Source organism: Streptomyces sp. Y1, from assembly GCF_041053115.1.
GTDB classification, from domain to species: domain Bacteria; phylum Actinomycetota; class Actinomycetes; order Streptomycetales; family Streptomycetaceae; genus Kitasatospora; species Kitasatospora rubellomurina.
In genome coordinates this window covers 7,385,597-7,411,324 of sequence record NZ_CP163445.1, presented here as the reverse complement: position 1 = coordinate 7,411,324, position 25,728 = coordinate 7,385,597, and the positions used below count along the sequence as shown (strand labels likewise).

Annotated in this window: 28 protein-coding genes, 2 pseudogenes and 1 riboswitch; of the genes and pseudogenes, 18 read left to right on the top strand and 12 right to left on the bottom strand. The window is 73.1% G+C overall.

The window, feature by feature from the left end; translation table 11 throughout:
• Nucleotides 1-58: 58 nt before the first annotated feature.
• Both AB2U05_RS32085 and AB2U05_RS32080 read right to left on the bottom strand, forming a co-directional pair.
• Nucleotides 59-1,063 (bottom strand): CAP domain-containing protein, encoded by a 1,005-nt coding sequence (locus tag AB2U05_RS32085; RefSeq protein WP_369185074.1) that lies wholly within the window; start codon nt 1,061-1,063, stop codon nt 59-61.
• Nucleotides 1,064-1,480: 417 nt separating this feature from the next.
• A complete protein-coding gene (locus AB2U05_RS32080; RefSeq protein ID WP_045693877.1) occupies nt 1,481-1,957 on the bottom strand; it encodes a MarR family winged helix-turn-helix transcriptional regulator in 477 nt (158 codons plus the stop codon).
• 67 nt (nt 1,958-2,024) lie between these two features.
• Between AB2U05_RS32080 and AB2U05_RS32075 the strand changes: the two genes are divergently transcribed.
• The 6 genes from AB2U05_RS32075 to AB2U05_RS32050 all read left to right on the top strand — a co-directional run bounded on the left by AB2U05_RS32075 (nt 2,025) and on the right by AB2U05_RS32050 (nt 7,186).
• Entirely contained in the window at nt 2,025-2,936 is a 912-nt protein-coding gene (locus tag AB2U05_RS32075) for an alpha/beta hydrolase (RefSeq protein ID WP_369185073.1), read from the top strand.
• Between the two features lie 229 nt (nt 2,937-3,165).
• Nucleotides 3,166-4,707, top strand: coding sequence for an ATP-dependent DNA ligase (locus AB2U05_RS32070; RefSeq protein ID WP_369186025.1), 1,542 nt, complete (start codon nt 3,166-3,168; stop codon nt 4,705-4,707).
• 205 nt (nt 4,708-4,912) lie between these two features.
• Nucleotides 4,913-5,137 (top strand): ferredoxin, encoded by a 225-nt coding sequence (locus tag AB2U05_RS32065; RefSeq protein WP_063773472.1) that lies wholly within the window; start codon nt 4,913-4,915, stop codon nt 5,135-5,137.
• An 89-nt stretch (nt 5,138-5,226) separates the two neighbouring features.
• Complete coding sequence (locus AB2U05_RS32060; protein WP_369185072.1) at nt 5,227-6,447, top strand: cytochrome P450; 1,221 nt, start codon at nt 5,227-5,229, stop codon at nt 6,445-6,447.
• 131 nt (nt 6,448-6,578) lie between these two features.
• Nucleotides 6,579-6,743: a hypothetical protein gene (locus tag AB2U05_RS32055; protein WP_369185071.1), complete on the top strand. Its 165-nt coding sequence runs from the start codon at nt 6,579-6,581 to the stop codon at nt 6,741-6,743.
• A 104-nt stretch (nt 6,744-6,847) separates the two neighbouring features.
• Nucleotides 6,848-7,186 (top strand): hypothetical protein, encoded by a 339-nt coding sequence (locus AB2U05_RS32050; protein WP_045711587.1) that lies wholly within the window; start codon nt 6,848-6,850, stop codon nt 7,184-7,186.
• 15 nt (nt 7,187-7,201) lie between these two features.
• Here the strand turns inward: AB2U05_RS32050 and AB2U05_RS32045 are convergent, their stop codons facing one another.
• Nucleotides 7,202-7,438 carry a DUF6296 family protein gene (locus AB2U05_RS32045; RefSeq protein ID WP_369185070.1) on the bottom strand — a complete coding sequence of 79 codons (237 nt, stop codon included), beginning with the start codon at nt 7,436-7,438 and terminating at the stop codon, nt 7,202-7,204.
• Between the two features lie 200 nt (nt 7,439-7,638).
• A pseudogene (locus tag AB2U05_RS32040) lies at nt 7,639-7,857 on the bottom strand (DUF2277 domain-containing protein); the annotation flags it as partial.
• Between the two features lie 168 nt (nt 7,858-8,025).
• Between AB2U05_RS32040 and AB2U05_RS32035 the strand changes: the two are divergent.
• Complete coding sequence (locus AB2U05_RS32035; RefSeq protein WP_045711585.1) at nt 8,026-9,228, top strand: MFS transporter; 1,203 nt, start codon at nt 8,026-8,028, stop codon at nt 9,226-9,228.
• On the opposite strand, the gene AB2U05_RS32030 is transcribed toward AB2U05_RS32035, so the two are convergent.
• Nucleotides 9,225-9,791, bottom strand: coding sequence for a gamma carbonic anhydrase family protein (locus tag AB2U05_RS32030; RefSeq protein WP_369185069.1), 567 nt, complete (start codon nt 9,789-9,791; stop codon nt 9,225-9,227). The genes AB2U05_RS32035 and AB2U05_RS32030 overlap by 4 nt on opposite strands.
• Before the next feature lie 42 nt (nt 9,792-9,833).
• Entirely contained in the window at nt 9,834-11,252 is a 1,419-nt protein-coding gene (locus AB2U05_RS32025) for a serine hydrolase domain-containing protein (protein WP_369185068.1), read from the bottom strand.
• 355 nt (nt 11,253-11,607) lie between these two features.
• Here AB2U05_RS32025 and AB2U05_RS32020 point away from each other — a divergent pair, with 355 nt between their 5' ends.
• The 3 genes from AB2U05_RS32020 (at nt 11,608) to AB2U05_RS32010 (ending at nt 14,695) form a co-directional block, all read left to right on the top strand.
• Nucleotides 11,608-12,183: an HD family hydrolase gene (locus tag AB2U05_RS32020; protein WP_369185067.1), complete on the top strand. Its 576-nt coding sequence runs from the start codon at nt 11,608-11,610 to the stop codon at nt 12,181-12,183.
• 204 nt (nt 12,184-12,387) lie between these two features.
• On the top strand, nt 12,388-13,086 hold the full coding sequence (locus AB2U05_RS32015; protein ID WP_369185066.1) for a hypothetical protein: 699 nt from the start codon (nt 12,388-12,390) through the stop codon (nt 13,084-13,086).
• A gap of 633 nt (nt 13,087-13,719) precedes the next feature.
• A riboswitch (cyclic di-AMP (ydaO/yuaA leader) is annotated at nt 13,720-13,909 on the top strand.
• 381 nt (nt 13,910-14,290) lie between these two features.
• Nucleotides 14,291-14,695, top strand: coding sequence for a RidA family protein (locus tag AB2U05_RS32010; RefSeq protein ID WP_369185065.1), 405 nt, complete (start codon nt 14,291-14,293; stop codon nt 14,693-14,695).
• 45 nt (nt 14,696-14,740) lie between these two features.
• Here AB2U05_RS32010 and AB2U05_RS32005 read toward each other — a convergent pair.
• Nucleotides 14,741-14,872, bottom strand: a pseudogene (locus AB2U05_RS32005) (IS5/IS1182 family transposase); the annotation flags it as partial.
• A 266-nt stretch (nt 14,873-15,138) separates the two neighbouring features.
• On the opposite strand from AB2U05_RS32005, the gene AB2U05_RS32000 reads away from it, so the two are divergent.
• Nucleotides 15,139-15,399 (top strand): HNH endonuclease, encoded by a 261-nt coding sequence (locus AB2U05_RS32000; protein ID WP_369185064.1) that lies wholly within the window; start codon nt 15,139-15,141, stop codon nt 15,397-15,399.
• Between the two features lie 179 nt (nt 15,400-15,578).
• Entirely contained in the window at nt 15,579-15,803 is a 225-nt protein-coding gene (locus AB2U05_RS31995; RefSeq protein ID WP_369185063.1) for a hypothetical protein, read from the top strand.
• A 10-nt stretch (nt 15,804-15,813) separates the two neighbouring features.
• Here AB2U05_RS31995 and AB2U05_RS31990 read toward each other — a convergent pair whose 3' ends face one another.
• Nucleotides 15,814-16,239, bottom strand: coding sequence for a hypothetical protein (locus tag AB2U05_RS31990; protein ID WP_369185062.1), 426 nt, complete (start codon nt 16,237-16,239; stop codon nt 15,814-15,816).
• 214 nt (nt 16,240-16,453) lie between these two features.
• Here AB2U05_RS31990 and AB2U05_RS31985 point away from each other — a divergent pair, with 214 nt between their 5' ends.
• Nucleotides 16,454-16,792: a hypothetical protein gene (locus AB2U05_RS31985; protein WP_369185061.1), complete on the top strand. Its 339-nt coding sequence runs from the start codon at nt 16,454-16,456 to the stop codon at nt 16,790-16,792.
• A gap of 375 nt (nt 16,793-17,167) precedes the next feature.
• A complete protein-coding gene (locus tag AB2U05_RS31980) occupies nt 17,168-17,497 on the top strand; it encodes a hypothetical protein (RefSeq protein WP_369185060.1) in 330 nt (109 codons plus the stop codon).
• A gap of 243 nt (nt 17,498-17,740) precedes the next feature.
• On the opposite strand, the gene AB2U05_RS31975 is transcribed toward AB2U05_RS31980, so the two are convergent.
• Entirely contained in the window at nt 17,741-18,307 is a 567-nt protein-coding gene (locus AB2U05_RS31975; protein WP_369185059.1) for a DJ-1/PfpI family protein, read from the bottom strand.
• Nucleotides 18,308-18,576: 269 nt separating this feature from the next.
• On the opposite strand from AB2U05_RS31975, the gene AB2U05_RS31970 reads away from it, so the two are divergent.
• Both AB2U05_RS31970 and AB2U05_RS31965 read left to right on the top strand, forming a co-directional pair.
• Nucleotides 18,577-19,125, top strand: a complete 549-nt coding sequence (locus AB2U05_RS31970; protein ID WP_045703100.1) for an alpha/beta hydrolase — start codon at nt 18,577-18,579, stop codon at nt 19,123-19,125.
• A gap of 21 nt (nt 19,126-19,146) precedes the next feature.
• Nucleotides 19,147-19,758, top strand: a complete 612-nt coding sequence (locus tag AB2U05_RS31965; RefSeq protein ID WP_157882247.1) for a hypothetical protein — start codon at nt 19,147-19,149, stop codon at nt 19,756-19,758.
• A 36-nt stretch (nt 19,759-19,794) separates the two neighbouring features.
• On the opposite strand, the gene AB2U05_RS31960 is transcribed toward AB2U05_RS31965, so the two are convergent.
• The 3 genes from AB2U05_RS31960 to map form a co-directional block, all read right to left on the bottom strand.
• Nucleotides 19,795-22,086: a transglycosylase domain-containing protein gene (locus AB2U05_RS31960; protein WP_369185058.1), complete on the bottom strand. Its 2,292-nt coding sequence runs from the start codon at nt 22,084-22,086 to the stop codon at nt 19,795-19,797.
• A 171-nt stretch (nt 22,087-22,257) separates the two neighbouring features.
• The gene (locus AB2U05_RS31955; protein WP_369185057.1) at nt 22,258-23,781 is read right to left on the bottom strand and encodes an alpha/beta hydrolase; all 1,524 of its coding nucleotides are present in this window, start codon (nt 23,779-23,781) and stop codon (nt 22,258-22,260) included.
• Between the two features lie 127 nt (nt 23,782-23,908).
• Nucleotides 23,909-24,676, bottom strand: a complete 768-nt coding sequence (gene map, locus AB2U05_RS31950) for a type I methionyl aminopeptidase (RefSeq protein ID WP_369185056.1) — start codon at nt 24,674-24,676, stop codon at nt 23,909-23,911.
• Between the two features lie 211 nt (nt 24,677-24,887).
• Between map and AB2U05_RS31945 the strand changes: the two genes are divergently transcribed.
• Nucleotides 24,888-25,361, top strand: coding sequence for a hypothetical protein (locus AB2U05_RS31945; RefSeq protein ID WP_052706742.1), 474 nt, complete (start codon nt 24,888-24,890; stop codon nt 25,359-25,361).
• An 81-nt stretch (nt 25,362-25,442) separates the two neighbouring features.
• Complete coding sequence (locus AB2U05_RS31940) at nt 25,443-25,718, top strand: helix-turn-helix domain-containing protein (protein WP_045703109.1); 276 nt, start codon at nt 25,443-25,445, stop codon at nt 25,716-25,718.
• Nucleotides 25,719-25,728 lie beyond the last annotated feature (10 nt).

Here is a 25,728-nt window from a genome sequence, read left to right as displayed (position 1 = left end):
TGGGAGCTTCAACCCGGAGTCATGACCCATAGGTTCGACCCGGGGACTCGCGCCCCGCTCAGGACGGGGTGGCGAACACCTGCGTCCACCACGGGCCGTCCGCACCGGTCCGCACGCCCACCCCGAGCTGCTTGAACGCGCAGTTCAGGATGTTGGCGCGGTGGCCGGGGCTGTTCATCCAGGCGTCCATCACGGCGGCCGGGTCCTTCTGGCCGCGGGCGATGTTCTCGCCCCAGGTGCTCCAGCGGTAGCCGGTCGCCTCGATCCGGTGGTCGGCGTGGTAGCCCTCGGGGCTGGCGTGGTCGAAGTAGTTCCGGTCGGCCATGTCGTCGCTGTGCGACTGGGCCGCGCTGGCCAGCCGCGACTCGGCGGTGACCGGCCCGCAGCCGGCCTTCGCCCGCTCGGCGTTCACCAGGTCCACCACCTGCTGGGCGTACCCCGAGGCCGGGCCCCCGCCCGCGCTGCCCGCACTGCCCGAACCGCCGCCGGTGCTGCCGCCGGTGCCGCCGGCCGTGCGCTGGGCGGCGCTCGGGGCGCCGGTCGCGGTGGCCCTGGCGGCGGTCGGGGTGGCCTTGGCGGAAGCCGTGGCAGTCGCGGTCGCCGAGGGCGTCGCGGTGGCGGTGGCCGTGGGGGACGGCGTCGCCGCGGCGGTCGGGGTGTCCGTCGCGGTCGGGGTCCCGGTCGGGCTGCCCGCCGCCGGTGCCACCCGGGTCACTCCCCCGGCGCCGGGCACCTGGATGCCGTCGTGCGTGCCGAGCTCGGCGGATATCAGGCCGTCCGCCGCCACCGACTGCGCGGCGATGTCCCGGTCCGTCTGCTTCCCCCCGTACGCCGCGTACCCGGCCCCGGCCAGTGCCGCCAGCAGCCCCGTGCCCGCGACCGCCGCGACCGCCGCCGTCACGGGCGTCAGCCCGCCACGCCGCCGCGCCCGCCGGCCCCGGCCCGCGTGCCGCTGGGCCGCGTTCCGCTGGGCCGCCCGCCGCGCGGCCCGGCCACCGGAGCTGCGGTCGGCTCCGCCGTTGCCGCTCGCCGGGAGGATGGTCGTCCTGTCGTCGCTGTTCACCTGGTCACGCTTTCTGTCCGGGCCGGCCGATCGGGTGCCGACACCCAGGAGACCCGTGGGCCGGAGGGCGATAACAAAAAACTCCGAACGAATGTCCGCCACCTCCTGACACCCACCTCCTGACACCCCCTCGGGCCGCCCCTGGGAGAACGGCCGCCGCCGCCCGAAGTGGCGCCCCGCCACCCGTGCGGCGGACCGGGGAGCGCGCGGAGCGCGACGCGGGGACCGTGGGCTGGTCCTGGTGGGCGGGCCCGGGCCGGCTCGACGGGTGGGCGAGCCGGCCCGGATGCGGCCGAGGTGGCGGAGGACGTCCAGGACGCGCTCATCGCCTCGGGGCCCGAAGTCCTGGACGAGCCGATGCCGATGGCGCGCCGGGGCTGACCACGACGCGGCCGGTTCGACCGGTGGTGGAACGCGTCAGCCCGTGGGTGTGCCGATCTGGTCGCGCTCCAGGAGCGAACGCAGCTCCGAGAGGGCCTGCGCGGCGGTCGCGAGGGGCGACGCCTTGAGCGCGTCCGGGATCAACTCGGCCAACCGCTCCGTGAAGGTCCGTTCTGCCGCGTCGACCACCTGCAGGCCGTCGTCGGTCAGGGCCAGCAGTGACGACCGGCGATCGGACGGATTCGGCCGGCGGGCCACCCACCCCTGCTTCTCCAGGCGGTCGACGCCCTTGCTGGTGGCCCCGATGCCGACAGCGAACTCGGCGGCCAGGTCGGCCACCCGGGATCCGGGACGGTCGCGGAGGTAGCGCAGGAATTCGAACTGCGAGGTGGCGATCCCGTGCCGCTCTCGAAGTCGGTCGTTGAGGGCGTTGTACAGGCGCGTCTCGCATCGGACGAGGTCGGCGAAGAAGCCCGGGAGGTCGACCGTCTCATCGCCCGCTGTGGATGCCATGGCATGTAGCCTACATTACATGCCTAGGAATATAGTTCTTGGGAACCTACTTACGGCGGGAGCACACATGAGCAAGGAACAGCGCGCGCAGGTCGACGCGATGCTGCGGCAGCCCCGACCTGACGGCCCCCAGCCGGTCGAGGCGCTCCGAGCCGGATTCAAGGCGATGATGGCCCGGATGGCCGTCCCGGACGGCATCCGCATCACCCGGACGACGCTCGGCGGCCGGCCCTCCCTGCACATCGAGCCGGACAACGGCCCGCGCACCGGGACGATCCTGTACTTCCACGGCGGCGGCTTCGTGTTCGGCTCGCCCGAGACCGCACTGTCACTCACGGGGCAGCTCGTGGCCAGGACCGGCTTCAGGTCGTACTCGCTGGACTACCGGCTCGCCCCCGAGCACCCGTTCCCGGCCGCGATCGAAGACACCCTGGGCGCCTACCGCGCCCTCCTCGACAGCGGTGCGGACCCTTCGACCATCGCGTTCGCCGGGGACTCCGCCGGTGGCGGCCTCACCGTCACCACCTGCCTCGCCGCCCGCGACGCCGGCCTCCCGATGCCCGCCGCCATCGTGGCCTTCTCCCCCGGCCTCGACGCCACCCGGACGGGCGAGAGCATGGACACCAAGGCGGGCATCGACCCGTTCTTCACCCGCGAGAGCCTCGGACACACCGGGGCCATGTACCTGGCGGGAGCCGACCCGCACCAGCCCATGCTCAGCCCCGCCGTCCTCGCCGACCTGACCGGCTTCCCGCCGATGCTCCTCCAGGCGGGCACCAACGAAGTGCTCCTGGACGACTCCACCCGCCTGGCCGCCCGCGCCCGGGCCGCCGGAGTGGACGTCGTCCTCGACATCACCGCCGACGTGCCCCACGTGTTCCAGTCCTTCGCCGGCGTTCTCGACGAGGCCGACCAGGCACTGGACCGGGCAGCCCTCTTCCTCACGCAGCAGGTCCGCCGGCCCCGCGACCATCGCTGAGCACTCCGGGCGAACCTCCAGCAGGCTGCCGGACACCGCCGGGCCCACCCCCGTGCGCAACCGCTGCGCCGACCGTCTCCCTGGACCCCTTGATCGGGCCCAGTTGATCTCCCATGGCCAGAACCGGGCCCTGCCGGCTGCCGGGCCGGGTCCGCCCGGTCCGGCCCGGGCTCGCCGCGCGGGGGCGGGGGTGGTCGTCGATGCTGGTGGCGTGGAGATGACCGGCCCGATGGGGTTGCGCCGGGTGGCGCTGGTTTCGCGGGCCGTCGCGGGTGAGTCGGGGCGGCGGGCGAAGACGGCGCTGTTGGCGGACTGCCTGCGGGAGTTGGGCCCGGAGGAGGGCCCGGCGGCGGTGGTGCTGCTGTCCGGGGAGGCGCAGCGGTTGCGCACGGGGGTGGGGCCGGCGGGGTTGCGGGACCTGCCGGGGCCGGCGGCGGAGGCCTCGCTGGGGGTGCGGGAGGCGGAGCGGGAGCTGGAGCGGATCGCCGGGGTGCACGGCGCGGGGGCGCGGGCGGAGCGGCGGCGGTTGCTGGTGGACCTGTTCGCGCGGGCGACGGCGGTGGAGCAGGAGTTCCTGCGGGCGGTGCTGGTGGGGGACCTGCGGCAGGGTGCGTTGGACGCGCTGGTCGGGGAGGCGGTGGCGCAGGCGGCCGGGGTGCCGGTGGCGGCGGTGCGGCGGGCGCTGATGTTCCGGGGGTCGGCGCGCGCGGTGGCGGAGGCGGCGTTGGCGGGTGGCGAGCCGGCGCTGGCGGCGTTCCGGTTGGAGGTGGGGCGGCCGGTGCGGCCGATGTTGGCGGCTTCCGCACCGGACGTGGGTTCGGCGTTGGAACGGACGGGGCCGGCCGCGCTGGAGTGGAAGCTGGACGGCGTCCGGGTGCAGGTGCACCGGGACGGCGGTGAGGTGGCGGTGTTCACCCGCGGTCTGGAGGACGTCACCGGGCGGGTCCCGGAGGTGGCGGAGGCCGCGCTGGCCCTGCCGCTGCGGTCGGCGGTGCTGGACGGCGAGGCGATCGCGCTCGGCCCGGACGGGCGGCCGCGCCCGTTCCAGGAGACCGCGGCGCGCGCCGCGTCCCGCCGGGACCCGGATCGGCTGCGGGCCGAAGTCCCGCTCAGCGTCTTCTTCTTCGACCTGCTGCACCAGGACGGCGCGGACCTGGTGGACCGTCCGGGCCTGGAGCGCTGGGCGGCGCTGGCCGAGGCCGTCCCGCCGGGCCTGCGGGTGGGGCGCACCGAGACGGGGGACCGCGAACGGGCGTCCGCGTTCCTGCGGGAGTCGCTGGCGCTCGGCCACGAGGGCGTACTGGTGAAGGACCGGTCGGCCGGGTACGCGGCGGGGCGCCGGGGCGCGGGCTGGATCAAGGTCAAGCCGCGGCACACGCTGGACCTGGTGGTACTGGCCGCCGAGTGGGGCAGCGGGCGCCGGCGCGGGTTCCTGAGCAACCTGCACCTGGGGGCGCGGGCGGCGGGCGAGCCGGGGCTCGGCCCGTGGGTGATGCTGGGCAAGACCTTCAAGGGGCTGACCGACGAGACGCTGGCCTGGCAGACCGCGGAGCTGCTGGCCCGCGAGACGGAGCGGGACGACTGGACGGTGCGGGTGCGTCCGGAACTGGTGGTGGAGATCGCCTTCGACGGTGTCCAGCGCAGTCCGCGCTACCCGGCCGGGCTGGCGCTGCGCTTCGCCCGGGTGGTGCGCTACCGACCGGACAAGGGCGCGGGCGAGGCGGACACCGTGGCCACCGTCCGGGAGATCGCGGCTGCCGAGGGGTTGTGAGCTACTGCTCCGTGGAGGAGCGTGAAGTCAAATCCCCCGCGCGTCCGTCCACTTCGGAGCGGGACGAATCGGCCATTCTCGACGATCCGGCCAACACGCCGTGCGGGGGCGGAATATCGGCGGTCAGGTTGGCTACAAAGTTGGCAATGACAACGAGACGCGGCCGCCGGGCTGTCGGCGCCGCGCTGTCGAGAGGATTCCACCCGTGCAGGTCAAGGTCGACCGGGAGCTGTGCTGCAGCTCCGGCATGTGCGTCACGAACTCCCCCGAGATCTTCGACCAGGACGACCGCGACGGTCTGGTGATGCTGCGTCAATCCACCTTCCGTCCCGAGCAGTTCGCCGAGCTGAGGCTGGCGGCCGACCTGTGCCCGGGTGGCGCGATCAGCGTCGTCGAGGACGCCGTCGAGGACGACGCCGCGCGCCGCTGAGCGGCCGTCCGTCCCGCGCCCCGAGCCACCCGTCCCCCGCTCCACCGACCACCCACTCCGAGGACCCCGCCGACCAAGGAGGCCCCACCGTGACCACTTCACCCGCACCCGCCCGCCCTGCCGTGCCGATGCCGTCCCCCCACTCCGCCCGCTGCCCGTTCGACCCGCCGCCCGCCTACCTGGAGGCCGCCGCGGACGGCCCCGTCACCCGCGCCGAACTGCCCGGCGGCGACACCTGCTGGCTGGTCACCGGCTACGCCGAGGTCCGCGCCGTGCTGTCCGACCACCGTTTCAGCGCGGACATCCGCCACCCGGCCCTCCCGCTCCTGCTGCCCGGGCGGCGCGAGATCCTCGCCTCCAACCCCACCTTCCTGCGCCTCGACGACCCCGAGCACGCCCGGCTGCGCCGCATGGTCACCGGCGACTTCCTGGTCAAGCGGATCGAGGCGCTGCGCCCCGGCATCCAGCAGATCGTGGAGACGGCCCTGGACCGGATGACCGAGGGCCGCAGCTCGGCCGACCTGGTCGCCGAGTTCGCGCTGCCCGTCCCCTCGCTGGTGATCTGCCTGCTGCTCGGCGTCCCGTACGAGGACCGCGAGCACTTCCAGCGGCTCAGCCGCACGCTGCTCAGCAGCGACAGCGCGGTGGCGGACGTCGCCGCCGCCCAGCAGGAGCTGCTGGACTACCTGGGCGACCTGGCCGACCGCAAGCGGGAGCGGCCCGAGGACGACATCCTCAGCCGGCTCGCCGCCCGGGACGACCTCACCCCGCGCCAGGCCGCCCGGACCGGCCTCCTGCTGCTGATCGCCGGGCACGAGACCACCGCGAACATGCTCGCCCTCTCCACCGCGCTGCTGCTCGGCCGGCCCGCGCAGATCGCCCGGCTCGCCGACCCGGCCGCACTGCCCGGGGCCGTCGAGGAGCTGCTGCGCCACCTCACCATCGTGCACAGCGGGCTGCCCCGGGTGGCGCTGGAGGACGTCGAGCTGGCCGGCACCGTGATCCGGGCCGGCGAGGGCGTGCTCGCGCTGCTCTCCACGGCCAACCGGGACGCGGCGGTCTTCGGCGGCCCCGACCGGCGGCCGCTCGACGAGGTCGACCTCTCCCGGGACGCCCGCCGGCACCTGGCCTTCGGCTTCGGCGTGCACCAGTGCCTCGGCCAGCCACTGGCCCGGGCCGAGCTGCAGATCGCGCTCGCCGCGCTGTTCCGGCGACTGCCCGGGCTGCGGCTGGCCGTGCCCGCCGAGGAGCTGGAGTTCCGCGCCGACACGCTGATCCACGGCATGCCGTCGCTGCCCGTGGCCTGGTGACGGGCGGCGCGCACCTCACCCGGCTGGCCGGGGCGGCGGGGCGGAGGCAGGCTTGAGGGGCACAAAGGATCCGGCCCCGCCGTGCCTCCGTTCGGGCGCGGCGGGGACCGGCCGAGGAGACGGAGCCCGCGATGACCGACATGAGCGGACGGTTCGAGCCGAGCACCGACCGCGACGAGGACGTCCGCGCCGCCGACCCGGAGGAGGGCATCACCTCGATGCAGAACCTGCACGCCCAGGACACCTCCCAGGCCGAGGGCGAGGACATGCTGGAGGAACCCGGCCGCAACGGCTGAGGTTCGCCGAGACCACGACCGCCCGGGCCCGACCGGGCGGTCGCCGCGACCGCGGGTGCCGCCGCCGCCCTGGCGGGGGCGCACCGGCGAGGAAGGACTGGCGCATGACCCCACACGACCAGAACGGCCCGCACGCCCGACCCCCGGCGGACCCGCGCACCTCGTGGGCGACCTGGACCACCCAGTCGATCATCAGCGGCCCGGGCGGGGTGACCACCAGCGAGGTCGGCCCCATCTCCGGCGACCTCACCGTGCACACCACCTGGGTGGACGGCGAGGCCCGGCTGACCGTCCAGTACACCGGCGCGCTGGACTGGTACACGGTCGCCGGCAGCCCGGTGCCGGCCGCCGACGAGACGACCGCGCGGGCGATCCACCAGGCGATGGTGAACGGCGTCAAGGCGGGCAGGGGCGCGACGGCCCCGGCGCCGCCGGCCGGCTGAGCAGGGGCCGTCCGCTCAGGGCAGCGGGTGCGCGCGGACCGGCAGGTGCGGGCTCTGGTGGCCGCCGCTGGCCAGCATCCGGACCTCGCCCGCATCGCTGATCTCGGCCCGGACGATGCCGCTCTCGTCCTCGTAGACGGGGTGGCCGCCCGGGCCGGTCGCGCTGGTGCGCACCACCACGACCACGTCCTGCGGGGCCTGGGTGCCGGGGGTGCCGGGGAAGGTGAGCGCGTAGCGGTCGACTGGTCCCATCACTGGTCTCCTGCTCTCTCGGTTCCCCGGATCCCCGGTTCCCTGGCTCCCGCGCCCTAGCGGGCGGCGGCCTCGACCACGACGGGCTCGACCATAACGGGCTCAGCGGCGACCGGCTCGGCCATAACGGGTTCGACGGCGACCGGCTCGGCCATGACGGGCTCGGCCATGGCGCCGTCGACGGCGACCGGCTCGACGGCGGCCCGGGCGTGCGAGCCGCGCACCTCCAGCTCGCCGAGCAGCCGGGCGGTGGCCTCGGTGACCGCCGCCACGGCCCGGTCGAAGGCCTCCCGGTTGTGCGCCGCCGGGGCGCGGAAGCCGGAGACCTTCCGGACGTACTGCAGCGCGGCGGCGTGGAAGTCCTCCTCCCCCGCGTCCGGCGTGACGGGCGGTCGCAGCGTCTTGATGTTGCGGCACATGACCCCAGTCTCGCGCGCGGACGCCGCGCAGGCGACCCCCTCCCGTCACCTCCGTCTCACGAGGGCATCACCCGGGCGGATTAGGATGCCGGTCGAACCAATTCCCCACCCGCCCCGCGCGCGCCCCGACGCGCGCCCCCGGCGCGGGCAGCACCCCGGAGCACCGCCTTGCCTCTCGCGCTGGTCGCGCTGGCCGTCACCGCGTTCGCCATCGGCACCACCGAATTCGCCGCCATGGGGCTGCTCCCCCAGGTCGCCGACAGCCTGCACGTCTCCATCCCGCAAGCCGGCTGGCTGATCTCCGCCTACGCGCTCGGAGTGGTGGTGGGCGCGCCGCTGCTCACCGCGCTGGCCGCCGGGCGGCCCCGCAAGGCGGTGCTGGTGGCGCTGGCCGGCCTGTTCGCCACCGGGAACCTGCTGTGCGCGCTGGCCCCCGACTTCTGGACGCTGGCGGCCGCGCGGCTGGTCACCGGGCTGCCGCACGGCGCCTTCTTCGGGGCCGGGGCGGTGGCCGCGGCCGAACTGGTCGCGCCGGACCGGCGGGCCCGGGCGGTGGCCGTGATGTTCTCCGGGCTGACCGTCGCCAACATCGTCGGCGTCCCGGCCGCCACCCTGCTCGGCCAGCACCTGGGCTGGCGGGCCACCATGCTGGTGGTGGTGCTGATCGCCGCCGCCGGGACGCTCGCCATCGCCCGGCTGGTGCCCGCGCTGCCCTTCCCCGGCCACACCGGGCTCCGGCACGAGCTGCGGACCTTCCGCAGCGGGCAGCTGTGGCTGGCGCTGGCCACCGTGGTGTTCGGCTGCGGCGGTATGTTCGCCTGCTACAGCTACATCGCGCCGCTGCTCACCGAGGTCTCCGGCTACGCCACCGGCTCGGTGACCGTGGTGCTGGCACTGTTCGGGGTGGGCATGACGATCGGCAACGTGCTCGGCGGATTCGCCGCCGACCGGGCGCTGCGCCCGACCGTCTGCGCGTCCTTCGTACTTCTCTCCGCCACGCTCGCGCTGTTCGCGGTAACCGCGCACGCCCGCTGGTCGGCGGCCGTCACGGTGGTGCTGATCGGGCTGTTCGGCTTCGCGATCGTCCCGGCGGTGCAGACCCTGGTGATGCGGAAGGCGCGCAGCGCGCCGACGCTGGCCTCGGCGACGGTGCAGGGCGCGTTCAACCTGGCGAACGCGCAGGGGGCGTACCTCGGCGGGCTGGCGCTGGACGCCGGGCTCGGCTGGACGGCCCCGACGCTGGTGGGCGCGGTCCTGGCCGCCTCGGGCGCGCTGATCGCGGTGCTCGCCTGGGCGGCCGACCGGCGCCGGCCCGCCGCGCCCGCGGTGCGCGAGGCGGAGCCGGCCGTCCTGGCGGGCGCGCCGGTCTAGCCGGGCCAGTCGGTCTCGTCGGTCTCGTCGGTCTCGTCGTTGTGGAAGGCGGCCCGGTGGGCCTCGGAGAGCAGCAGGTAGCCCTCGCCGTTGGCCTTGATGCCGGCCCTCTCCTCCTCGGTCAGCTCCCGGCGGACCTTGGCCGGGACGCCGGCGACCAGCGAGCCGGGCGGCACGACGGTGCCCTGCGGGACGACGGCACCGGCCGCGATCAGCGAACCGGTGCCGATCCGGGCGCCGTTGAGCACGGTGGCGCTCATCCCGACCAGGACGTCGTCCTCGACCGTGCAGCCGTGCAGCACGGCGTTGTGCCCGACGGTGATCCGCTCGCCGACGACCAGCGGGAAGCCCGGGTCGGCGTGCAGGCTGCAGTTGTCCTGGATGTTGCTGCCCGCCCCGACCGTGATCGGCCCGGCGTCGGCGCGCAGCACCGCGCCGTACCAGACGCTCGCGCCGGCGCCGATGGTCACGTCGCCGACCACCACGGCGTTCGGCGCCAGGAAGGCGGTGGGGTCGACGCTGGGCGTGAGGCCCCCGATGCCGGCGATCAGCGGTTCTGCCATGGTCTCGTCCTCCTGGTGACGGTGTGCCGTACCTGCCGCCGGTCAGCGTAGGGCTCCGGCTACGGCGCCGTGCGGCCGAGGTCGGGTACGGCCGCGGCGGGCTGGGCGCCGCACAGGGCGGTGACGGTCACCCGGTCCATGGCAGCCCGGGCCGCGGTCGCGTCCGGGGTCGGGCCCGGGGTCGCGTCCGGCACGTCGTACGGGGAGGTGGCGGCGGCGACCTGGCGCTGCCCGTCCGGGGAGGACAGCATCGTCGTCCGGTAGCCGGGGATGTCCCCGGTGTGGCCCCAGAAGGGTCCGCACGGGGTGTCCACGCGCTGCAGGCCGAGGCCGTACGCCCGGCCCTCGCCGTTGGGGGGTGGTCTGCCGCATCGCGGCGAGTTCGGCGGGGTGCAGCAGGCGGCCGCCGAGCAGGGCCCGGAGGAAGGTGGTGAGGTCCGCGGTGGTAGAGACGAGGCCGCCGGAGGGGCCGGCCATCGAGGGGTTGAGCACGGTGACGTCGACCGGGCCGGTGGCCAGTTCGACGTAGCCGTGGGCGTGCGGCCCGGGGACGAGCGGGAAGTCGCCGGGGGCGGAGGTGCCGGTGAGGCGCAGCGGGCGGATGATCCGGCGGGTGACCTCGTCGGTCCAGGGGTGGCCGGTGAGCTTCTCGATGATCATCGCAACCAGGACGTCGTCGGTGCCGGAGGGCTTCCAGTCCTGCCCCGGGGCGAACGCGGGCGGGTACCTGTTCGCGATGTCCACGAGGTCCCGCAGGCGGTAGGACGTGTAGCGGCGGGTGGTCAGCCAGTCCGGCGCGTGGAACGCGAAGGCCGGGTCCTGCGCGTAGTCGGCGACGCCGCTGGTGTGGTCGAGCAGGTTCCGGACCGTGATCCGGGTGCTGTTCGGGACGACGCCGGGCAGCAGGCACTCCAGCCGGTCGTCGAGGCCGAGCCGGCCTTCGCCGACCAGTTGGAGCAGGACGGTGGCGACGAAGGTCTCGGTGGCGCCGCCGATCCGGAAGCGGCCCCCGGGGTCGGCGGGGGCCCGGGTGTCGAGGTCCGCGACGCCGCCGGCGTTGCGCCAGACCAGGCGGCCGTTGTCGCGGACGGCGGCGAGGGCGGAGGTCGCGTGGCCGGTGTCGGTCATGCCGGCCAGGGCGGCGTCGGCGGCCGGCCGGTCGACGCCGTGTGTCGGGGCCGCGTCGTCCCCGGCGGTGTCGTCGTCCCGGTCCGTCTCGTAACTGTCGTCGATGTGCAGGCCGTTGAGGGAGTAGTGGACGGTATGGCAGCCGGCGGCGGCCGGACGTTCGGCGGGCCGGGCGGCGGCGGCCGGGGCGAGGGCGACGAGCAGGACGACGCCCAGGACGGCCGCGACGGCGGCGCGCAGGCCCGGTGGGTGGGATCGGGTGGTCGAGTCGGCGACGGTCATGCCGTTCTCCCTGGTGCGGTCGCCGGAGGTGTCGACTACGGCGATTTCCATGGCCGTTGACACCATGGCAGGCCGCCCTCGCACGGTCGTCAACCGTGCGGGCGGCCCGGTCTCCGCCCTGGGGAGGGGGACGACCCCGATCGGCCTCCGGGGCCGTACCCCGAGACCTCTCGGGGTACGGCCCGCCAGGGGTCAGGACAGCGGGGCCTTGTCGCGCAGGATGTCGAGGAAGGCGCGGCCTGGCCGACGCGGACCGTCGTACGGCTCGCAACCTGGCCGCACAAGTGCGCGTCCTGCTCGACGGCGATGGTCCTTCACCGCAGTCTCGCCGCGAGTGGGAGTCTGTGAACTACGGTCTGTGGGTAGGCGGTTGCAGCAACCGTCGATCCACCAGCGAAGGACATCAATGACGGACGACACGCAGGCGAGGGGTACCGCCGGCTACCTGTTCGAGACGGGCATGCTCAAGCGGGCGAAGCGCTCCGGCTGGTGGATCGTGGGAGTCAAGGACCCCGAGACGATCGCCGAGCACTCGTTCCGGACCGGCATCATCGGCGCGGTGCTCGCCATGATGGAGGGTGCTGACCCGGCGAAGGTCGCCCTGCTGTGCCTCTTCCACGACACCCAGGAGACCCGGGTAGGCGACATCCCGCACATCGGCCGGCGCTACCTCACCGCCGCCTCGAACGAACGCGTGACCGCCGACCAGGTCAGCGCCGCTCTCCCGGCTGTCGTCGCCGGGGTACAGGCCATCGTCGAGGAGTACGAGAACTCCGAGAGCCTGGAAGTCACCGTTGCCCACGACGCGGACAAGCTCGAGTGCCTGATCCAGGCCGTGGAGTACCGCGAGCAGGGCTACCAGAACGTCCAGCCGTGGATCGACAGCAGCCTCGGCAACCTCAAGACCGACTCGGCGCGCGTCCTTGCCGAAGCCGCGCTCTCGATGACCTCTCTGGAGTGGCAGAAGGTCCATCTCCCGTAAGCAGGAGCTGCACGACGTGACCCCGCCCATCTCCCGAGCGCTTCACGTCGCCGCTGAGCCGGACGAACGGCCCCAGCGCCACGTTCGCGCCGATCAAGGATACGGACGGCCAGCTGATCGGGGTCTACCAGGGCGACAGCCGCGCGCCAGCCGCCCCCGGTCCCGGGGCACAATGGCATGGGTCCGGCAGGGGAGGAGGGGCCCATGGGGAAGGTGGACGGCCCGCGGGACCGGCGCCCGCGGCGCGGACCGGCGGCGGGTCAGGTGCTGCGCGGCCTGATCGCCGCGCTGGGGCTGGCGATCGTGGTGTTCAGCTTCGTCCGCTACCACGACGCCTACGACGAGGGCAGGGCCTATCTCGACGCACCCGTCTGCGGTGCCACGGCCGACGGGGTGGCACAGGCGGACTGCCTGCGTCCCGAGAGCGGCCGGGTGACGAAGAAGTGGGTGGACGCCGACAGTGACTCGACCTCGTACCGCCTCGCGGTTCTCCGGGAGGACGCGCCGGGCCGCACCTACACGGTCGACGAGTCGTTCTACGACGCGGTGGACGTCGGCTCGACCGTGGAACTGCGCTTCTGGCGGGGCCGGGTGGCCGAGATCATTCACCAGGGGCACCGAACCGACCCGCCGACCACCCCGTGGGCCCTGATGTTCCCGATCGGGCTGCTGGTCGTGGCGGGCACGGCGCTGCTGGCCGGCGGCCTGGCCGGGGCGTTCCTGGAGGCGTGGAGGATCCAGGCGGTGATCCTGGTCCCGCTGTTCCTCCTCACCTGGGACGTCGGTGCGCGGCTGCTGAGCTGGCGCTGGCCACTGGCCCTCACCATGGGCCTGCCGATGCTGGCCTGGCTGATCGCCGCCGCCCTGGCGACGGCCGTGGCCGTGGTGGCGGCGGAGGACTGAGCGGCCGCCCTGCTGGAGGAACCCGGCCTTGATGACCAGCTCGACGACGCGGCGGCATACCCGGCGGCCCTTGGCGTCGAGGCGGGCTCCGGCGGGGACGAGGCGGTAGCCGATGCCGTCCCGCCAGACCCCGCTGTAGTCCTCCCCGCAGGCTGCCGCGACCAGGGCGTGGACGCGGGTGGTCCACCCGGACTTCTCGCGGGTCTGGCGGGTGCGCTCGGCCGTGATGAAGCGGCGGATCTCGGCTTCGTGGCCGTCTGCGTGGAGTCGGGCGGCGTGGTGGGCGGCGTCGCGGTGGAGGTGTTCGTCACCGGTCCGGGCAGGGCGGCCGGTGTAGCGGTCGCCGCAGTCCAGGCACCACACCTTCCCGCCATCGCCTCGGTAACCACCGGGGCCGACCCCGACCTGGCAGGGGTTGCGCAGCCCCCACTCCAGGGCGGTGCCGCCCCCGGGTATCCAGGGGGCGCGGGTGGGGGTGGTCACTGGCGGAAGGGTTATGTCGTGCTTGGGGTAGGGCTATGTGCCCGCTGTGCGATCTCAAAGGGGAGCCTCCTGAGTCACCTGGGCCGGGGAACCAAGGGGCTTGCTAAAGTGGATGCACGGAAGCCTTCGCATACTGCAAAAAGCAGTAAAAGCTTCTGACTGCCGAGTCTGACAACCCGTGAGGCCCTCGGGCCGCCTTTGCGGCGAGTCGGAGCCTGGGAACCACGTTCCTCCGGGGTGAATCGGCGCTAGGGCGGCCCTGACGGCCTGCTGAGGCGTCGTAGGGTCCGTTCAGGCCCGAACCCGTCAGCTCACCAGGTAGGCAGCGGACTCCTGTTGAGGATCCCGCAATTTCTGTCGCACAATCGTTGCTGGCTTTTGGTGTCCGGAGCCAGAAGGTAATCGTTGCTGCTCTCTGCATCGTTCAGCTCCTGGTAGCGCCACGCACTTTGCACAGAGAGTGAGTCTCTTTCATTCTTGCTGGAGGGTGAAACGGGCTGGCCGACGAATGTGGTGAGGAGGCAGGGCGCCTCGTCGTGGCGTAGAGGTTCCACTCACCACACCGGTGCCCGGAGGAGCCCACTGCAGCCAATTTTGTGCGCGCAGAGAAAACTTGGATGGCGCTACCAGAAAAGCATCGTTCATACGGACCCGTAACGTCTATGCGCAAGGGGCCTGTCTGCAACTGACGGTTCCACGCGCTGCATCAAGGGAGTGGGTCATGATTTCTCAGGTGAGGGCATTCGGGTTCGGCATGCCGTGGGAGTCGTTGTACGGGTACAGCCAGGCCACCCAGGTCGGTGACACGGTTTATGTGTCGGGGCAGCTGTCTCATGACCGTCACGGCAACTTCGTGGGTGCCGGCAACTTCGAACTGCAGGTCCGCACCGCGCTGGAGAATCTGGACCTGGTGCTGAGGAATTTCGGGGCCGAGCGTAGCCAGATAGTGGAGACCACGGTTCTGGTGAGGAACCTGCGGGAGAACTTCGACGCGACAGCACGCCTCCACGCCCAGTACTTCGGGGAGCATCGGCCCGCCAGCACGGTCATGGGCGTTTCCGACTTGGCGCTGCCGGACCAACTCGTGGAGATCGGCGCGCTCGTGCGTCTCGATGTGAAGCCGTAGGCGGGGAGGCCGGGCTGATTCCCTCGGCCTCTTTCATCCTGAATAGTTGCGGGTCCGGCGGTGCTCGTACAGCAGCCAGGCAACATGCTCGACGAGCTCATGCGGGTCGTCGAGCGTGGCTCGATACGGAACCGACAGAGCCCCTTCGGTCGCCGGTGTGATGAGTGGACTCACCACGCCGACGACGAGGGGCCCTGCCTGGTCACCGCACCCGCTGACCAGCCCATTTCACCCACCAGCACAGGGGGCCGCAGGTGTCGGCCGGCATGTTAACCGGGCGGCCTCAATACATGTGGAGGCGGTTCGCGCGCGTGCGCGCACCTGTCGCTGCGGCACCCGGCCGGCCTCCCCTCGCAGCCCCGCCAGGGCAACGCTCCCCGCTCGGCCCTCTCTCCGGTTGCGGTCGAGCACCTGGCGGGGCCCTGCGCTTCAAGGAGGCCGCCATGGCCGCGAGTTCGCGCCGGACGGCCCCGCTCCCTGCGCACTGGGCCCGGCTTCGCCGCGCGGTGATGAACCGCGACGGCTGGATGTGCCAGCTCATCCGGTATGACACCGGCGAGCCGTGCGGCGAGCCCGCGCGCCACTGCGACCACATCGTCCCCGCCTCCGAAGGCGGCTCCGACGACCCCGCCGACCTCCGCGCGCTGTGCGACTGGCACGTGCTCCGTAAGGACTCTGCCGATGCCGGCGATCCCAGGCGGTAACCGGGCGGGGATGATGGTCCTCCATCCGGGCTATCGCGCAGGCCCAGACCAACCGGGCGAGCGCGGCCGGCTACCTCGCGAAGATCCGCGGTGAGGGCGAAGGCAACCGTCGAGGCCACAACGCCCGCGACGCGATCGCCGCCTGTTGGGGCAACCGAGTCTGAGAAGAGGGGGCTGCCGTGGCACGCCGCAAGACCCGAGTCGCCGGGCCCTCGGGCGAGTCCCTGCGCATCGCGCGGACGATCGTCTACTACGAGGCGTGCTTGGATTCCGAGGTCCCGCAGGCCGTCGCGCGCGAACTGTGGGCCCACGACATGAACTCGCCCTTCGCGGCCGGTGAGCACGTCTCCGTGAACGCCGCCCGGCTGCTGGAGGAGCGCGCCCAGCGAGAGGCAGCCCGGTAGGAGCTGGGGTTCATGCCGTCTTTGCGTCGGTCAGCTTCACACCGAGGCGCATTGCCTCGCGGCGGGTCTCAGCCTCGATCTCGGCCTTGCGCACCTCTGCGTTGGCCTCGATTTCGGCCTTGCGTACCTCAGCGTTGGCCGCGATCTCGGCCTTACGTACTTCAACGTCGGCCGCGATCTCGGCCTTATGGATATCGGCGTCGACCTCGATCTCGACCTTCCGAACGTCGCGCCACGAGTCGATAAGCCCGCCTCGCCCGAATACGTTGCCCAGTAGCTCGGCTGCGATGCGCAACCAAGGGGCTTCCGGCCTGGCAGTTCTGCCGCCGATCTGGAGCCGATCGCTTCCTGTGGAGATCACCCGGCCCTGGACGGTGCGCGAGGTCGCTGCTTTACGGGCAGAGGTCTTGCCCTGGTTGGCCTGCGAGGTTGACATGCCGTGAGCGTAGAGCTTCATCTGCTCCCTGCCACAGCCGCCTTGACAAGACCGCCGTAGGAGGTGGCCGTCCTGACCATCACCTACGAGCCGGTCCGCACCGTCGCGGACACCGTCCCACACCCGCACCGCACGCTGCAATGCAGACCTGCGGGAGAAGCCGGACGGCCCGGCCGGTAGGAACTGGGAAGTCGACGGCACCGAGGTCAATGACATGGTGGCCCACGTCTTCAAGCGGTACACCGTGGTCGGCTTCTTCGCCGACATCGCCGGGTGGGAGTCGTACGTCGCCGACTGGTCGGAGAAACACGGCAAGCACCTACTGATCAAGGCGTCGGGGAAGTCGACGGTCGGCTACGACATGCGTGGCAACCAGCGCGAGACCACCGTCGAGCACATGGCGATGGTCGGCGCGATCGAGACCGTGGCACTGCCGCACGTACGGGACTACTCGCTGACCCGGCACGCCCTCAACGCCCGCAAGCGCCTTAACCAGTACGGCATCTCGAGAGCCCGTACGAGCCGTCCTCCTACAGGAGGAACCACGCCGTGAGCGCCAGGCCCCAGAGGCCGACAAACACCATCAGACAACAGCCGCCTCCGCAGCAGCCTTCTCCCCCTTCCCGGTACTCGACCATGCCACCGGGGAAGATGCCCGGGTGCTTTTCCGCGTAGTGGGCTGTCTGAGCGGCTTGGGCCGCGCTCTCGGGGAGCCACCCGGTACGCCTCCCGCACTCGCCGCACACGTATTGGAAGCTGCGCATTGCCATGTCCGTAACCCCCGCATGGTCGAACGCTTGCCCGTCAGAGCTGGGCCAAGAAGCCTTGGACTGAAGGGACTTCCAGGTAACGATGGCACGCCCTACCGACTGTGGAAAGTCCTCGGGCGAGTTCACCACTGATCACCAAAACTGAAAACCTCAAGGCGTTGCACGAGAAGATCCAGGCCGACCTGGACACCGCCCGCGAGCGCGGCCAGGAGGCCGGCGTCGAGGCGGACGAGCTGCGCGCTCAGGTGGCCCAGCTCCAGGAGCAGGCCCTGCGCGACCGGATCGCCGCCGAGTATGCCCTCCCGCCGGTCCTCGCGGCCCTTGTTCAGGGCGGCGACGAGGCCTCCGTGCGCGCGCACGCCGAGCGGCTGGCCGCCGTCGCCGCCCCGAAGCCCCTGCTGGGTGCCGGGGGCCTGACCCCGCACTCCGAGCCCGACCCGTACACGGGCTTGGCCGAGAAGCTGCGCCGCCGCAAGTACGGCCTCTGACCGATCCGTCTGGCAGGCACGCGGCGTCAGGCCCCAGACCTGAAGAAGGGCGAGACCAATTGGCAGGACCCGATGAACCTGGTCAAGGTCCGGGGCATCCGCGTCACCTTCACCGGCGAGCCGAAGCAGCTCGTCCCGGCCGCGGCTGTGGCGCTGCTGGTGCTGGTCACCGCCGTCGCGTCCGGGCTGATCGGCGTCCGGGGCCGTCCCTCGAGGCCTCTCGGGGGACGGTCCGCCGGGGGGTCAGGACAGCGGGGCCTTGTCGCGCAGGATGTCGAGGAAGGCGCGCAGCCAGGCCGGGTGGTCGGGCCAGGCGCGGGCGGAGACGACCAGGCCGTCGACCACGGCCTCGCCGTCGACGAACTCGGCGCCGGCGGCCTTGATGTCGGGGGCGAGGGACGGGTAGGCGGAGCTGCGGCGGCCGTCCAGCAGGCCGGCCGCGGCGGGGATCAGCGGGCCGTGGCAGATCTGGGCGACGGGCTTGTCGGCGGCGAAGAAGTGCTGGGCGATCCGCTGCACGTGCGGGTCGTTGCGCAGGTACTCGGGGGCGCGGCCGCCGGGGATGACGAGGGCGGCGTAGTCGGCCGGTTCGACGTCGGCGAGGGCGATGTCGGCGGGCCAGGTGTAGCCGGGCTTCTCGGTGTAGGTGTCGTAGCCGTCGACGAAGTCGTGCACCACGAACTGGAGGCGCTTCTTGGTCGGGGCCGCGATGTCGACCTGGTAGCCCTCCTCGCGCAGCCGCTGGTACGGGTAGAACACCTCCAGCGACTCGGCGGCGTCCCCGGTGACGAGCAGGATCTTGGTTGCCATCGCCGACATTCCTCCACGTGGTCGTGCCCGTGATCGGGCGTCCGGGCGGGCCTGCCCGGGGCCGGGTCCAACCTTGCGTACCGGCGGGCCCGTTGGCAACAGGGCGCACCGGGTGCGACACGGCGCGTGGTCGCCCGTGCGCGCTGGCGGCGGGCGGTGCGCGCCGGGTGGGTGACCGGCTGCGGCGGCGGGCGGGGGCGCGGCCTAGACTCCAGGTGCCCGACCGCGGCCCAGCCGTGGTACGAACGATCCGCTCCCGGAGGACCGTCTTGCCGGACCGCACCACCTACCTCGTCCTTCCCGGCTACCAGAACTCGGGGCCCGAGCACTGGCAGTCCCGCTGGGAGGCGGCCGAGCCGGCGGCCTTCCGCCGGGTCGAGCAGGCCGACTGGGACCACCCGGAGCCGGTGGACTGGGTGGCCCGGGTGGACGCGGCGGTGGCCGGGGCGGCGGCGCACGGGCCGGTGGTGCTGGTCGCGCACAGCCTCGGCTGCGTGACGGCGGCCCGCTGGGTGGCCGGTGCCTCCGCCGAGCGGACGGCCGCCGTGCGGGGCGCGCTGCTGGTCGCCCCGGCGGACGTCGACACCGCCGAGGTGCCGGAGCTGGTCGGTTTCCGTCCGGTGGCGCTGGCGCCGTTCCCGTTCCCGACGGTCGTCGTGTCCTCGACGGACGACCCGTGGGTGCGGCCGGAGCGGGCCCGGGCGTTCGCCGCGGCGTGGGGTGCCCGGTACGTCGAGCCGGGGGCGTACGGGCACCTCAACTCGGCCTCCGGGCTGGGCGACTGGCCGGAGGGCCGGGCACTGCTCGCCGAACTGTGACACCGTGACCGGGGGGATGAAGTGATCGGAACAGGTGGGGAACCCGGGCGGCGCCGCGCCAGGCGCGTCCTGGTCCGGGTGCTGGCCGCGACCGGGGTGGCCGCGGTGCTGTTGTACACCGAGGGGCAGTGGGAGAGCCGTTCGGGCGGGCGGATGCTGGTCGCTGACCTGCTCAACCAGCCGGAGCTGCTGCTCGGTTCGGCGCTGGCCGCGCTGATCGCGGCGGCCTGGCTGGGCGACCGCCGCACCGCCGTCCGGCAGGCGACCCGGGCGGTCACGGTGACCGCCGGGGTGGTGTTCCTGCTCGGCGTGCTGACCGCGCACAAGGTGTCGGCCGCCGAGACCCGCAGCCGGGAGGACGCCCCGGCCGTGCCGGCGCGCACCCTGGTCGTGGTGCACCGCGAGTTCCCGGCCGGGCCGGGCGGCGGGGAGCGGTGGCAGGTGCTGCTGGAGGCCGGGGAGGGCTGGTCGGCGCGCCGCTGGTCGCTGGCCGAGATCGGCGGCGGGCCGGACGGTTCCCGGCTGGTGACGGCGAGTTGGACGGACCGGGACCAGATCACCGTGGTGACGGACTCCTACCGGCGGGTGTTCAACCTCGACCAGGACAGCGGCGAGCCGATCGAGGCACGCTGACCCCCGCCCGGGTGTCCGGACGGGGTCAGCGGAGGATCACTGCCCCCCGTCGTCCGGCTGGTCGGCCGGCGGGGCGGACGGCGCGGAGCGGCCGACCGGGTCGCCGCCGCGCGGCTTGCCGGTGCCGCCCGGGGTGGCCCCGCCGGTGCAGCCGGCGCCGGAGGTGGGGCCGGTGGTGGGGCAGTTGGGGTCGCGCTTGGGCGGGTCCGGGATGTAGACGGTGGTGAAGTTCTTCTCCGGCAGGCCCTGGACGGCGTCGCTCATCGCCTTCCGCCAGATCGGGCCGGGCCCGGTCGCGCCGAACACCTCGGCCTGGTACTCGCCGCCGATCCGGATGTTGCGCATCGGCACCTTGGTGCCGGGGCTGCCGAGCCAGACGGAGCCCGCGAGGTTGCCGGTGTAGCCGGTGAACCAGGCCGACTTCTTCTCGTCGGTGGTGCCGGTCTTGCCGGCGATCTGCCGGCCGTCGTCCAGGCCGAGGTCCTTACCGGTGCCCTTCTCGGTCACGCCGAGCAGCACGGTGTTGATCACGTCGGCGGTGTTCTCGGACATCACGGCCTCGCAGCGCGGAGCCGGCACCGGGACGTCCTTGCCGTCGACGGTGCTGATCCGGCTGATCGCCAGCGGCGCGCAGTAGGTGCCCCGGGCGGCGAAGGTGGCGTACACGTTGGCCATGGTCAGCGGGGTGACCTCCTCGGTGCCGAGGCCGAGGCCGGGCAGTTCCTCCAGCGGGTCGCCGCTCGCCTTGGCCGTGACGCCGAGCTTGTTGGCCATCTGCTTGACGGCGCAGAGGCCGATCTCCTGCTCCATCTGCACGAAGTAGGTGTTGACGGAGAGCGCCATCGCCTCCTTCAGCTGGTACGGGCCCTTCTCGCGCGGGCTCTCGTTGGGGATCACCCCGTCCTTCTTGCCCTTGTTGACGTTCTTCCAGGTGCCGCCGCAGGTGGTCATCGTCGGCCAGTCCATCCGGTTCGGCGAGTCGTAGCTCTGGGTGGGCGGCAGGCCCGCCTCCAGGGCCGCGGCGGCCACGATCGGCTTGAAGTTGGAGCCGGGCTGGAAGCCGATGCCGCCGCCCATCCCCGCGTCCACGTTGTAGTTGACGACGGTCTCGTTCTTCTCCTTGGCCAGGCCGTACGGGCGGGTCTGGGCCATCGCCAGGATCTTCCCGGTGCCCGGCTCGACCATGGTCATCGCGGCCGAGACCGGGTCGGTGACGTACACCTTGGTGGAGACGGCGTTCTGCGCGGCGGCCTGCTTGTCCGGGTCGAGCGTGGTGTAGATGTTCAACCCGCCGGTGTCCCACAGCTTCTTGCGCTCGGCGGCGCTCTTGCCGAAGGCCGGGTCCTGCTTGACCACCCGCCGCACGTAGTCGCAGAAGAAGCCCACGCCGGCCCGGGCGGTGATGCAGCCGTTCTGCGGGTCGCGGTAGTTGAGGCCGAGCGGGGCCGCCTTGGCCTCCTTCGCCTGGTCGGCGGTGATGTGCTTCTGCTCCAGCATCTTGTCGATGACGGTGTCCCGGCGCTTCTGCGCGGCCACCGGGTGCAGCTTGGGGTCGTACTGGGAGGGGTTCTGCACCAGCCCGGCGAGCATCGCCGCCTCGGCGAGGGTGAGGTCCTTGGCGTCCTTGGCGAAGTACCGCTGGGAGGCGGCCTGGATGCCGTACGCCTGGTGGCCGTAGAAGGTGATGTTGAGGTAGTTGGTGAGGATCTGTTCCTTGGTGAGGTCCTCCTCCAGCTTGATGGCGTACCGGAGTTCCTGGATCTTGCGGCCGAGGGTCTTGCGCTGGGCCTCGCGCACCGCGTCCGGGTCGTCGCCCGCCTTCTCGACGTTGACGTTCTTCACGTACTGCTGGGTGAGGGTGGAGGCGCCCTGGACGGCGGATCCGCTCTCCGCGTTCTTGGTGATCGCGCGCAGCACGCCCTTGAGGTCCACGGCGCCGTGCTCGTAGAAGCGGGCGTCCTCGATGTCCACCTGCGCCTTGCGGATCAGCGGGGACATCTGCTCGGCGGGGATGACGGTGCGGTCGCGCTCGTACACCTTGGCGATCAGGCCGCCCTTGGCGTCGAAGATCTGGGTGGCCTGGGTGAGCGGCGGGGTCTTGAAGTCGTCGGGGATGCTGTCGAAGCTCTCGGCGCCGCTCTTCGCGCCGAGCCCGATCGCGCCGGCCGCCGGGAGCACGATGCCCGCGAGCAGGATGCCGCCGAGCACGCTGCTGCCGAGGAACTTGCCCGCGTGGCCGAGGAGTCCGATCGGGGTCTCACGGCGTCGGGGGCGCGGCACCCAGGTGTCGCCCGGGTCCTGGGCAGGTATGCGGCTCTTCGGTGACATAGTCGGAAGATTAAGGCCGCGAAACGCCTGCGTGGGCGGCCTGTTGGCGAACGATTGTCACAAAATCGCGACAGCTTCGACGCATTCGCGAGCGTCGAACGGTCGTCCACGGAGGGGCAAGGGCCGTTCGTCCACCACCCTTGCCCCTCCCCCGCGGGTCGGCCGGCCGGGTCAGCCGGCCGGGCAGGCCACGTCCTCGGCCGGCCGGCGGCCGGTGACCAGGAAGTCCGTCACCACCGCGTCGCCGCAGGCGTTCCCGTTGGCCCGGTACACGTCGTGGCCGCCGGAGTCCACGGTGACCATCCGGGCGCGCTCGCCGAACGCCGCCGCCAACTTGCGCGCGCCGGTGTACGGCGTGGCCACGTCGCGCAGGTTCTGCGCCAGCAGCACGTTGGCGGGGCCGCGGTCGGTCACCCGCACCGGCGGCTCGGCGGGGGCGAACGGCCAGAAGGCGCAGGGCATCACGTTGACCGGCATGCCCGCGGTGAGCGGGCGGGCGGCGCGGTCGGCGGCGACGTCCTTCGCGTAGGCCGCCGGATCGGCCGGCCAGGACACGTCGTTGCACAGGGTGGCGGCGGAGGCGGCGATGTGGTTCTGCGCCACCGGCTCGGCCTGCGGGGGCATCACGTCCGACGCGGGCAGCGGGCGGCGGCCCAGACCGGCCAGCATCAGGCGGGCGAGGTCGGGGAAGCGCGCGTCCGCGTACAGGCTCTGCAGCATGGCGCCGCGCAGCACGTTGCCGTTCAGCTCGGCCGGGTCGGCGCCGGGCCAGGGCAGCGGCGCGCGGTCGAGGCGGGCGGCGAGGTCGAGGAAGAGCGGGCGGACCTCCTCGGGGGTGTCCGCGACCCGGTCCGGGTTGCCGGGCGCCGCGGCCCACCGGGCGAAGTCCGGGAAGCGGTCCTCGACGCCCTGCCCGTACGCGGCCAGCCAGTTGCGGCCGACCTTCGACGGGTCCGGGTCGTCGTTGCTGTCCAGCACGATCCGGTCGGTGTTCCGGGCGAACATCGTGGCGTAGACGGCGCCCGCGTACGACCCGTACGAGGTGCCCCAGGCGGAGATCCGGCGCTCGCCGAGAGCGCGGCGGACGCGGTCGATGTCGCGGGCCTCGTTCGCGGTGGAGATGCTGCGCAGCACCGGGCCGCCGTTGCGGGCGCAGGCGTCGGCGAAGCGGTGGGCGAGGGCGAGGTTCCCGTCGATCGAGCCGTCCGGGGCGGGCCAGGGGCGGAGCCTGACCGGCGCCAGGTCGTCGTGGTCCAGGCCGCAGCTGACCGGGGTGGAGGCGCCGACGCCGCGCGGGTCGAAGCCGACCAGGTCGAAGCGGTCCTTCACCTCCTGCGGCAGTTGCTGGAGGGCCCGGCTCGGGCGGTCGAGGCCGTCCTCGCCGGGGCCGCCGGGGACGATCAGCAGCACGCCCTGGCGCAGGCCCGGCTTGGCGGTGGCGATCCGGGAGACGGTGAGGGTGAGCTGCTCGCCGTCCGGGTCCTGGTAGTCCAGCGGGACGGCGAGGGCGGCGCAGCGCTGGGCCGGGTCGTGCGGCGGGCCCGGCTTGCTCGGACAGTCCGTCCAGGCGAGGCCGTCGTGGCGGCCGTGCCGCTGGTCGGCGGCGGAGGCGGGGGCGGCGGTCAGGGTGCCGAGGACGGTGGCGGCGAGGACGGCCGCGGCTGCGGCGGTGAGGGTGCGCTGGGGAATCGACATGCCCAAGAGTCTGCTGGGGCTGGTGACTTGGGCCCATCCGGACAGCCGGTCGAGCGGGGGTGGGGGTTTCCCCCCGACTCGCCTCCGGCTCGCCCCCGGCCGGCCGCTCAAGCGGACCGACAGGCCGTCAGAGCAGGGTGAGGATGCGCGGGCCGTCCTCGGTGATCGCGACGGTGTGCTCGACGTGGGCGGCGCGGCTGCCGTCTGTGGTGCGCAGCGTCCAGCCGTCCGGGTCGGTGCGGTGGTCGTCGCGGCCGCCGCGGGTGAGCATCGGCTCGATGGCGAGCACCAGGCCGGCGCGCAGCGGGTAACCCCGGCCGGGGCGGCCCTCGTTGGGCACGTGCGGGTCCTCGTGCATGCGGCGGCCGATGCCGTGGCCGCCGAAGTCCTCGGGCAGGCCGTAGCCGCCGGCCCTGGCGACGGCGCCGATGGCGTGGGCGATGTCGCCGGTGCGGTTGCCGACGACGGCGGCGGCGATGCCGGCCTCCAGGGCGCGGCGGGCGTCCGCGATCAGGGCGGTGTCCTCGGGGCGGGCGGTGCCCACGGTGAAGCTGACGGCGGCGTCGCCGGCCCAGCCGTCGAGGACGGCGCCGCAGTCGATGCTGACCAGGTCGCCGTCGCGCAGCCGGTAGCCGTCCGGGATGCCGTGGACGACGGCGTCGTTGACGGAGGCGCAGATGACGGCCGGGAAGGGGACGGGCGCGAAGGACGGGCGGTAGCCGAGGAACGGCGAGGTGGCCCCGGCGGCCCGGAGGACGGCGCGCGCCGCCTCGTCCAGCTCCAGCAGGCTGACGCCGACGTCGGCCGTCTCCTGGACGGCGGCCAGTGCCCGGGCCACCACCCGTCCGGCTTCGCGCATCGCGGCGAGTGCGGTGTCCGACTTGAGTTCGACCATGACGGCCCCTCCCCTGGATCCAATTCTTATACCGGTATTTGTATCACGGTCGATGGTGAACGGACGTCACCGGCGGCGGGCCGGGCGCTCGGCGGGGACGCCGCACGGCGCGGCCGCAGGCCGCTCACCAGGGAATTCGTGACGCCTGACGGCCCGGGATCCGCTAGTGTTCGGCCGCACACTCTGATGATCTGAATTTCAAGGACCTGCCGTGACCACCCCGCCGCTCGACTCCGCCGACGCGACCCAGCCCGCCGCCCAGCAGCCCGAGCACCCCGCACTCCCCACCCCGGCCCAGCCCTCCCGGCTGCGCCGCTTCGGCCGTCGCGCATGGGGCCCGGCCCTGTTCGTCGTGCTGGTCGCCGGCGCCCTGACCGTCGCCGGCTTCGCCGAGAAGTCCGAACCGGCGGCCGCCCAGGCCGGCGACTGCGTGCACGACCTCGGCAACGGGACCAAGCCGAAGATGGAGCTCGTCGACTGCACGAAGCCCAACGCGGACTTCAAGGTCACCAAGGTCGTCCACGACGAGCACGACAAGCACCCGTGCGACTCCGAGCCGGACGAGGTCTTCGGCTCGTACACCGAGGAGCGCCGCTCCTCCATCGTCACCCTCTGCCTGGCCGTGAACACCGCCCGGCCCGGCGGCCCGATCAAGGACCTCCCCTCCTGGCCCGCGGAGCACTGACCCCGGGCACTGACCCTGGGCACCGACCCCGGCCACGGACCGCCCCGCCCGCCGGGCGTCGATGGCCGTAGACTCCTCGCCATGGTGAGGACTCCGCTTTCCCCGTGGGAGCGCGAGCGCGGCGAGCGCTTCGGGGCGCTGCTGCGCGAGGCGCGTGGCGAGCGCAGCATGGTCGAGATCGCGGCGGTGGCCGGGGTGTCGGCGGAGACGCTGCGCAAGATCGAGACCGGCCGGGCGCCGACGCCCTCGTTCTTCACGATCGCCGCGCTGGCCTTCGCGCTCGACCTCTCGCTGGACGAGCTGGCGGCGGCCTGCGCCCTGCCCGAGGACGCCGGCGGCGAGGCGCTGTCGGCGTGACGGAGCCTGC

Excerpts from the sequence above, each read along its gene's own strand:
- AB2U05_RS32080 (WP_045693877.1), bottom strand. The coding sequence starts at position 1,957 with ATGGCATCCACAGCGGGCGATGAGACGGTCGACCTCCCGGGCTTCTTC.
- AB2U05_RS32075 (WP_369185073.1), top strand. The coding sequence starts at position 2,025 with ATGAGCAAGGAACAGCGCGCGCAGGTCGACGCGATGCTGCGGCAGCCC.
- AB2U05_RS32070 (WP_369186025.1), top strand. The coding sequence starts at position 3,166 with ATGGGGTTGCGCCGGGTGGCGCTGGTTTCGCGGGCCGTCGCGGGTGAG.
- AB2U05_RS32055 (WP_369185071.1), top strand. The coding sequence starts at position 6,579 with ATGACCGACATGAGCGGACGGTTCGAGCCGAGCACCGACCGCGACGAG.
- AB2U05_RS32050 (WP_045711587.1), top strand. The coding sequence starts at position 6,848 with ATGACCCCACACGACCAGAACGGCCCGCACGCCCGACCCCCGGCGGAC.
- AB2U05_RS32045 (WP_369185070.1), bottom strand. The coding sequence starts at position 7,438 with ATGGGACCAGTCGACCGCTACGCGCTCACCTTCCCCGGCACCCCCGGC.
- AB2U05_RS32030 (WP_369185069.1), bottom strand. The coding sequence starts at position 9,791 with ATGGCAGAACCGCTGATCGCCGGCATCGGGGGCCTCACGCCCAGCGTC.
- AB2U05_RS32025 (WP_369185068.1), bottom strand. The coding sequence starts at position 11,252 with ATGGAAATCGCCGTAGTCGACACCTCCGGCGACCGCACCAGGGAGAAC.
- AB2U05_RS32020 (WP_369185067.1), top strand. The coding sequence starts at position 11,608 with ATGACGGACGACACGCAGGCGAGGGGTACCGCCGGCTACCTGTTCGAG.
- AB2U05_RS32015 (WP_369185066.1), top strand. The coding sequence starts at position 12,388 with ATGGGGAAGGTGGACGGCCCGCGGGACCGGCGCCCGCGGCGCGGACCG.
- AB2U05_RS32010 (WP_369185065.1), top strand. The coding sequence starts at position 14,291 with ATGATTTCTCAGGTGAGGGCATTCGGGTTCGGCATGCCGTGGGAGTCG.
- AB2U05_RS32000 (WP_369185064.1), top strand. The coding sequence starts at position 15,139 with ATGGCCGCGAGTTCGCGCCGGACGGCCCCGCTCCCTGCGCACTGGGCC.
- AB2U05_RS31990 (WP_369185062.1), bottom strand. The coding sequence starts at position 16,239 with ATGTCAACCTCGCAGGCCAACCAGGGCAAGACCTCTGCCCGTAAAGCA.
- AB2U05_RS31985 (WP_369185061.1), top strand. The coding sequence starts at position 16,454 with ATGGTGGCCCACGTCTTCAAGCGGTACACCGTGGTCGGCTTCTTCGCC.
- AB2U05_RS31975 (WP_369185059.1), bottom strand. The coding sequence starts at position 18,307 with ATGGCAACCAAGATCCTGCTCGTCACCGGGGACGCCGCCGAGTCGCTG.
- AB2U05_RS31960 (WP_369185058.1), bottom strand. The coding sequence starts at position 22,086 with ATGTCACCGAAGAGCCGCATACCTGCCCAGGACCCGGGCGACACCTGG.
- AB2U05_RS31955 (WP_369185057.1), bottom strand. The coding sequence starts at position 23,781 with ATGTCGATTCCCCAGCGCACCCTCACCGCCGCAGCCGCGGCCGTCCTC.
- map (WP_369185056.1), bottom strand. The coding sequence starts at position 24,676 with ATGGTCGAACTCAAGTCGGACACCGCACTCGCCGCGATGCGCGAAGCC.
- AB2U05_RS31940 (WP_045703109.1), top strand. The coding sequence starts at position 25,443 with ATGGTGAGGACTCCGCTTTCCCCGTGGGAGCGCGAGCGCGGCGAGCGC.